This is a genomic window from uncultured Mediterranea sp., assembly GCF_902493215.1.
GTDB lineage: Bacteria > Bacteroidota > Bacteroidia > Bacteroidales > Bacteroidaceae > Bacteroides.
Genome location: NZ_CABUOL010000036.1, coordinates 1 through 6,962, shown reverse-complemented (window position 1 = coordinate 6,962; position 6,962 = coordinate 1). Strand labels below are relative to the sequence as shown.

The window sequence follows — 6,962 nt, the reverse complement described above, 5'->3', positions numbered from 1 at the left end:
TAGCGGATTATTTTCCGGAGAAAGATTATTCCGGGTAGCTATGAGCGCACCGGGGTCGTAACTCAGGAAGCAGGCCCGCACGAGGTCCTTGCCGGAAGTATCCACGCCTTTGGCGGAGTTGCGGTTACCGTCGGCATACACGCACTGCACGTAGTCCATAGCCCATCGGATACTTTCGGCGGCATTCTGGCGCACATCCGGCAGGGCGGGGTCGGGGGTGTAGGGCACGAAGGCTTTTACGCCCTGTCCGCAGGGGCTGATGAAGACCAGCTCCGGCCTAAGAAACGGGTCTTCGAACAGTTGGCGGCGCAGCCGGGCGGCTTCGTCAGCGGAGTCGAGGTGGTCGATGTCCACCACTACGAGTCCCGATGCTTCGAGAAGGCTGTCGCTGCGCCGGCGGCCGAACGTGCCGCAGGGGGTGACGTAGGGCAGAAGCTCCTGTTTGAGGGCGCGGTAGGCGGATAGGTCGCCGCTGTCGAATGCCCGGCGCACGCGGTCGGTGAGCAGTTGCAGGCGTGTGTTGGCGGTTATCGTCCGGTACACTTCCTGCAGGGTCATGGTTTTGTAGGGTTTCAGGGTGGCAGGTTTGATGATTTGCCCCGTGCCGCCGTCCTTCACCGGCGAAATGGGGGCGAGGAACAGGGACATTTTGAATTCATTCATTTGTTTACTTGTTTTTTTTGGTGCTGATTATTAATTTGTTAATTTTGCATCGCAATTCCCGAATCTTCCAGGAATACCCTTCAAAGTTCGTGATTATAAAACAGATGACCGTACACACATGTATGTACGAAACTTAATAAACCTAAATATTTCCCTTGTGTTTTAAATAAAATTAATATTAAAAATGAGTGTAAAAAATGAGGACGGGCAATATCCCTATCTTATGATAGGTGAAGAGCTCCGCTATCTGTTGAAGGCATCCGGCGTGTCTTTGAAAATGATTGCCGACCATGCCGGCATGAGTAATACCACCATTCAGACCCTTTTAAAAGGGGGGATGTGAAAATCAGCGTGCTCATACGCTGGTATAAGGCAATGAAAGCCATCCTGGACGATGAAGAGTTCGAATTGCTGCGGAGACGGGCGCACCGGATAGTAGATAAACTTTGACCCGCGGGCTTTTTATAAATGATTAATCGGTTGATTTTCGGAAAAAGAATGCTACCTTTGTAAATAAAAGAAGTAAAGGCTATGTCTGCAAATGAATATATGGAACAATTCTCTCCGCATCTGTTCTGGGATGTGCGCAAAGAGGATATCGACCTCGACGCACATGCGCAATATGTGATACAGAGAGTGCTGGAATATGGCTTGCTGGGCGACTGGAATCTCATTAAGTCATACTACGGATTGCCCAAAATCGTAGAGACCGCAAAGGGATTGAGAAGCTTGGAACCCCGTGCGCTGGCATACATTGCCGCTATTTCAAAAACCCCTAAAGAACAGTTCAGATGCTATACCTGGAAACAGTTGAATCCTCAACCCTGGAACTCCTGAAAAAACTGCAACGGTTGCCGGTGCTTGAGCAAACAAGGTTGGTAGGGGGCACTGCGCTCGCTTTGCAATTGGGGCATCGCAAATCTATTGATTTGGATTTTTTCGGTACGGTAGATTGTGAGGCTGAATATTTGCGGGAATCAATAGCGGGAATAGCTTCGCTGACCATTTTGACGATGCAGAGACAGACCCTATGCCGGATATGTTTGTAAATCAGTCATGGCAACAGGTAAAAGCGTATATACTCTCGAAGATTTCCTGAAATTTTTCCCTTTCTACAGGAAAATCTTATTAACTTTGCGGGTCACTTTTGGAAACAATAAAAAAATAATGATATGAATATCTCTTATAACTGGTTGAAAGAGTATGTGGATTTCGACCTGACACCGGATGAAGTAGCCGCCGCGCTCACTTCCATAGGATTGGAAACGGGAAGCGTGGAAGAGGTGCAAACCGTTAAAGGCGGACTGGAAGGCCTGGTCATCGGCGAAGTGCTGACGTGCGAGCCCCATCCCAACTCGGACCACATGCACATCACTACCGTAAACCTGGGACAGGGAGAACCTGTGCAGATAGTATGCGGCGCAGCCAACGTGGCAGCCGGACAGAAAGTGGTGGTGGCCACTTTGGGTACAAAACTTTATGACGGTGATGAATGCTTCACAATCAAGAAATCCAAACTCCGCGGCGTAGAGTCCAACGGCATGATTTGTGCCGAAGACGAAATAGGCATCGGCACAGACCATGCGGGCATCATCGTACTGCCCGAAACAGCAGTGCCAGGCACGCTTGCCAAGGACTATTACAACATTAAGAGCGACTACGTGCTGGAGGTGGACATCACGCCCAACCGCGCCGATGCCTGCTCGCACTACGGCGTGGCGCGCGACCTGTACGCCTACCTGGTGCAGAACGGCAAGCCCGCCGCCTTGAAGAAACCCTCTGTGGAGGCTTTTGCCGTCGATAACCACGACCTCGACATCCGGGTGACGGTAGAGAACAGCGAAGCCTGCCCGCACTATGCCGGCGTCACCGTGAAAGGCGTCACCGTAAAGGAAAGCCCCGAATGGTTGCAGAACAAGCTACGCATCATCGGCCTGCGCCCTATTAATAATGTGGTGGACATTACGAACTACATCGTCCACGCATTCGGCCAGCCGCTCCACTGCTTCGATGCGGACAAGATTAAAGGCGGCGAGGTCATTGTAAAGACCCTGCCCGAAGGCACTCCCTTCACTACCCTGGACGGCGTGGAACGCAAGCTCAACGGACGCGACCTGATGATTTGCAACCGGGAAGAGCCCATGTGCATCGCCGGAGTGTTTGGCGGACTGGATTCAGGCTCTACCGAAACCACGAAGGACGTCTTCCTCGAAAGCGCTTATTTTCACCCCACTTGGGTGCGTAAGACCGCCCGCCGCCACGGCCTGAATACGGATGCTTCCTTCCGCTTTGAAAGAGGCGTCGATCCCAACGCCACCCTTTACTGCCTGAAACTGGCGGCGCTGATGGTGAAGGAACTTGCCGGCGGCACCATCTCTTCCGACATCAAGGATGTATGCGCCGCTCCCGCCCGCGACTTCCGGGTGGAACTCTCTTACGGGAAGGTACACGCGTTGATAGGCAAGGAGATTCCGGCAGAGACGATAAAAAGCATCGCGACGAGCCTGGAGATGAAGATTGTAGGCGAAACGGCAGAGGGCCTGACGCTCGACGTGCCGCCATACCGCGTGGATGTGCAGCGCGATTGCGATGTGATAGAGGACATCCTCCGTATTTACGGATATAATAATGTGGAGATTCCCACAGCCTTGAAGTCCAGCCTGACAACGAAGGGCGAGTGCGACAAGTCCAACCGTCTGCAGAACCTGGTTGCCGAGCAACTGGTGGGCTGCGGTTTCAACGAAATCCTGAACAACTCGCTGACACGCGCCGCCTATTACGACGGACTGGAATCTTATCCCGCCAAGAACCTCGTGATGCTGATGAACCCGCTCAGCGCCGACCTGAACGCCATGCGCCAGACGCTGCTTTTCGGCGGACTGGAGAGCATCGCGCACAATGCCAACCGCAAGAATGCCGATTTGAAATTCTTTGAGTTCGGCAACTGCTATTACTTCAACGAAGAGAAGCGTAACCCCGAAAAGGCGCTCGCTCCTTATTCCGAAGACTATCACCTGGGCCTGTGGATTACCGGCAAGAGAGTGTCCAACTCATGGGCGCATCAGGACGAGGACAGTTCGGTGTACGAGCTGAAAGCGTATGTCGAAAACATATTTGCCCGTCTGGGCTTGCAGATGCACGACCTGGTAGTGGGCAACCTTACGGACGATATTTACGCCGCTGCCCTGTCCGTGCAGACAAGGGGGGGCAAGCGCCTTGCCACGTTCGGCGTGGTGACGAGGAAGCTCCTGAAAGCGTTCGACATCGACAACGAGGTGTACTATGCCGACCTGAACTGGAAAGAGCTGATGAAGGCCATTAGGAACGTGAAGGTAAACTATACCGAAATCTCCAAATTCCCGGCCGTGAAGCGCGACCTCGCTTTGCTGATTGACAAGAAGGTGCAGTTTGCCGAAATCGAGAAGATTGCCTACGAAACGGAGAAGAAGCTGCTGAAAGAAGTCTCCCTCTTCGACGTCTATGAAGGCAAGAACCTGGAAGCCGGCAAGAAATCGTATGCCGTAAGTTTCCTGTTGCAGGACGAGAATGCCACACTGAACGACAAGCAGATTGACAAAGTGATGCAGAAACTGATTGCCAACCTGCAGAACCGACTGGGAGCCGTGTTGCGGTAAAAACAAGCTGACCCGCTATGAAGAAGTATGATATAAAACCGGATCACCATATCAGAGCCAAAAGAGCGTCTCTGACGGGCCTGACCATAGGGCTGCTCCTCTTGTTTCAGGCAGTAAGGGTGCTTTGGCACTTCCCTGAGAACGAGGGCTGGAGAAATGCCCTGGCAGGGGTGAGCGGTCTGATATGCCTGCTGATGTGCGGCGCGTCATATTGGAGGTATCGGAAACTGACGCGGCAGTAAAGACAGAAACCAATTAAAGAACAAATTAAAATATACAATCCAATGGGAAGAGCGTTTGAATATAGAAAAGCTGCCAAATTGAAAAGATGGGGTCACATGGCTAAGACCTTTACAAGACTGGGTAAACAAATTGCTATTGCGGTGAAAGCCGGCGGACCCGAACCGGAAAACAACCCTGCACTGCGTTCGGTTATCGCTACCTGCAAGCGCGAGAACATGCCGAAGGACAACATCGAGCGTGCCATCAAGAATGCAATGGGCAAGGACCAGAGCGACTACAAGAGCATGACCTACGAGGGATACGGACCTCACGGTGTGGCCGTATTCGTGGATACACTGACCGATAACCCCACCCGCACGGTGGCCGATGTGCGCAGCGTGTTCAACAAGTTTGGCGGAAACCTGGGCACAATGGGCTCATTGGCTTTCCTGTTCGACCACAAATGCGTGTTCACTTTCAAGAAGAAAGACGGCATGGATATGGAAGAATTCATCCTCGACATGATCGATTTCGACATCGACGAAGACTACGAAGAGGACGAAGAGGAAGGCACAATCACCATCTACGGTGACCCGAAGAGCTACGCAGCCATCCAGAAGCACCTGGAAGAGGGCGGCTTTGAGGATGTGGGCGGCGAGTTTACTTACATCGCCAACGACCTGAAAGATGTGGAGCCTGCACACCGCGAGACCATCGACAAGATGGTGGAACGCCTGGAAGAGTTTGATGACGTGCAGACGGTGTACACCAATATGAAGCCGGAAGAAAGCGAAGAGTAATGACGTATACTTACAAGACCAAAGGTACGTGCAGTACCAATATCGAGCTTGAGGTGGAAGACGGCATCGTACGGAACATCGCGTTCTGGGGCGGATGCAACGGCAATCTGCAAGGATTGTCGCGTCTGGTTACCGGGATGCCGGTGAAAGAGGTGATTTCACGCCTGGAAGGTATCCGCTGCGGCGGACGTCCCACTTCCTGTCCCGACCAGTTGTGTAAGGCATTGCACGAGATGGGGTATTGATTCTGCTGCTCTGATTGAAGATGTAAGAGGGCGTGATGATTTTTTAGGCACGGATTACGCGGATTTCACGGATTTGAGAATTTGCGGACTTCACGGAAAGGAAATCAGGAAAAGCTGTGTTTTCCGTACGAGTATATTCATCCCACGAGGTGGATAAATTTGTCTTGCGGGATGAATTTATCCGTCTCGTGGGATGATTTTTTGGTTGGCAAGGCAACGTGTCTGCCATTTTGAACCAACTTATGGTGCATTTGTTTTTTATTTGAGTACTTTTACATCCTCAAAACAAGAACAACATAATAATGAAGAATATTTTTAAAGACTTGCAACGGAAAGACCACAAACGCTATTTGGGTGGTCTGGACGTGTTCAGATATATCGGACCGGGACTGCTGGTGACGGTAGGTTTCATCGACCCCGGAAACTGGGCGTCGAATTTTGCGGCGGGGTCGGAGTTCGGCTATTCGCTGCTGTGGGTGGTGACGCTCTCTACCGTCATGCTGATAATCCTGCAACACAACGTGGCGCACCTGGGCATCGTAACGGGACTGTGCCTGTCGGAAGCCGCCACGCAGTACACTCCCAAATGGGTGTCGCGCCCTATATTGGGTACGGCGGTGCTGGCTTCCATATCCACTTCCCTTGCCGAAATATTGGGCGGGGCCATCGCACTGCAAATGTTGCTGGACATCCCCATAATATGGGGGTCGGTGCTGACTACGGTCTTCGTATCCATAATGCTTTTCACCAACTCCTACAAGAAGATTGAAAGGGCCATCATCGCCTTCGTATCCGTCATAGGGCTTTCGTTCATCTACGAGCTTTTCCTTGTCAGGATAGACTGGCCTGTGGCGGTGCAGGGGTGGGTGACTCCTTCGTTCCCCCAGGGGAGCATGCTCATTATCATGAGTGTGCTCGGAGCCGTGGTGATGCCCCATAACCTGTTTCTCCATTCGGAGGTGATACAGAGCCACGAGTACAACAAGAAGGATGATGCCTCTATCCGCAGGGTGCTGAAGTACGAATTGTTCGACACGCTCTTCTCCATGATTGTGGGATGGGCCATTAACAGTGCGATGATACTGCTGGCCGCCGCCACCTTCTTCAAGGGCGGGATTCAGGTGGAGGAGTTGCAGCAGGCGAAGTCGCTGTTGGACCCGTTGCTGGGCAGCAGCGCCGGCGTGGTGTTTGCGCTGGCATTGCTGATGGCGGGCATCTCCTCGACGATTACAAGCGGCATGGCGGCAGGTTCCATCTTTGCCGGTATCTTCGGCGAGTCGTACCACATCAGGGACAGCCACTCGCAGGTGGGGGTAATCCTTTCGTTGGGCATCGCGCTGCTGTTGATTTGTTTTATCGGCGACCCGTTCAAGGGACTGCTGATTTCGCAGATGATA

Annotated in this window: 9 protein-coding genes; 8 read left to right on the top strand and 1 reads right to left on the bottom strand. The window is 52.3% G+C overall.

Features of this window, described 5'->3' with window-relative positions; all coding sequences use genetic code 11:
- Positions 1 to 663 (bottom strand): BT4734/BF3469 family protein (locus RDO88_RS13335; protein ID WP_221645980.1); only part of this gene is annotated, 663 nt, incomplete at its 3' end.
- Between the two features lie 184 nt (positions 664 to 847).
- On the opposite strand from RDO88_RS13335, the gene RDO88_RS13330 reads away from it, so the two are divergent.
- From RDO88_RS13330 to RDO88_RS13295, 8 genes are all read left to right on the top strand, one after another.
- Positions 848 to 1,006: a helix-turn-helix transcriptional regulator gene (locus RDO88_RS13330; protein WP_005653730.1), complete on the top strand. Its 159-nt coding sequence runs from the start codon at positions 848 to 850 to the stop codon at positions 1,004 to 1,006.
- 188 nt (positions 1,007 to 1,194) lie between these two features.
- A complete protein-coding gene (locus RDO88_RS13325; RefSeq protein ID WP_117742062.1) occupies positions 1,195 to 1,500 on the top strand; it encodes a hypothetical protein in 306 nt (101 codons plus the stop codon).
- Positions 1,455 to 1,712 (top strand): nucleotidyl transferase AbiEii/AbiGii toxin family protein, encoded by a 258-nt coding sequence (locus tag RDO88_RS13320; RefSeq protein WP_117984833.1) that lies wholly within the window; start codon positions 1,455 to 1,457, stop codon positions 1,710 to 1,712. The genes RDO88_RS13325 and RDO88_RS13320 overlap by 46 nt, the downstream gene beginning before the upstream one ends.
- Positions 1,713 to 1,835: 123 nt before the next feature.
- Positions 1,836 to 4,298, top strand: coding sequence for a phenylalanine--tRNA ligase subunit beta (gene pheT / locus RDO88_RS13315; RefSeq protein ID WP_307759819.1), 2,463 nt, complete (start codon positions 1,836 to 1,838; stop codon positions 4,296 to 4,298).
- A 17-nt stretch (positions 4,299 to 4,315) separates the two neighbouring features.
- Complete coding sequence (locus tag RDO88_RS13310) at positions 4,316 to 4,540, top strand: hypothetical protein (protein WP_117954720.1); 225 nt, start codon at positions 4,316 to 4,318, stop codon at positions 4,538 to 4,540.
- A gap of 42 nt (positions 4,541 to 4,582) precedes the next feature.
- Positions 4,583 to 5,320, top strand: coding sequence for a YebC/PmpR family DNA-binding transcriptional regulator (locus tag RDO88_RS13305; protein ID WP_005653738.1), 738 nt, complete (start codon positions 4,583 to 4,585; stop codon positions 5,318 to 5,320).
- Positions 5,320 to 5,565, top strand: coding sequence for a TIGR03905 family TSCPD domain-containing protein (locus RDO88_RS13300; RefSeq protein WP_272198267.1), 246 nt, complete (start codon positions 5,320 to 5,322; stop codon positions 5,563 to 5,565). Before RDO88_RS13305 ends, RDO88_RS13300 begins: the two co-directional genes overlap by 1 nt.
- Positions 5,566 to 5,867: 302 nt before the next feature.
- Positions 5,868 to 6,962: Nramp family divalent metal transporter (locus RDO88_RS13295; protein WP_307759818.1), on the top strand; the 1,095-nt coding region annotated here is incomplete at its 3' end.

What these genes read in the sequence shown, in the direction of transcription:
- RDO88_RS13320 (WP_117984833.1), top strand. Translation starts at nt 1,455, where the DNA reads ATGCTATACCTGGAAACAGTTGAATCCTCAACCCTGGAACTCCTGAAA.
- RDO88_RS13330 (WP_005653730.1), top strand. Translation starts at nt 848, where the DNA reads ATGAGTGTAAAAAATGAGGACGGGCAATATCCCTATCTTATGATAGGT.
- RDO88_RS13305 (WP_005653738.1), top strand. Translation starts at nt 4,583, where the DNA reads ATGGGAAGAGCGTTTGAATATAGAAAAGCTGCCAAATTGAAAAGATGG.
- RDO88_RS13325 (WP_117742062.1), top strand. Translation starts at nt 1,195, where the DNA reads ATGTCTGCAAATGAATATATGGAACAATTCTCTCCGCATCTGTTCTGG.
- RDO88_RS13310 (WP_117954720.1), top strand. Translation starts at nt 4,316, where the DNA reads ATGAAGAAGTATGATATAAAACCGGATCACCATATCAGAGCCAAAAGA.
- pheT (WP_307759819.1), top strand. Translation starts at nt 1,836, where the DNA reads ATGAATATCTCTTATAACTGGTTGAAAGAGTATGTGGATTTCGACCTG.
- RDO88_RS13300 (WP_272198267.1), top strand. Translation starts at nt 5,320, where the DNA reads ATGACGTATACTTACAAGACCAAAGGTACGTGCAGTACCAATATCGAG.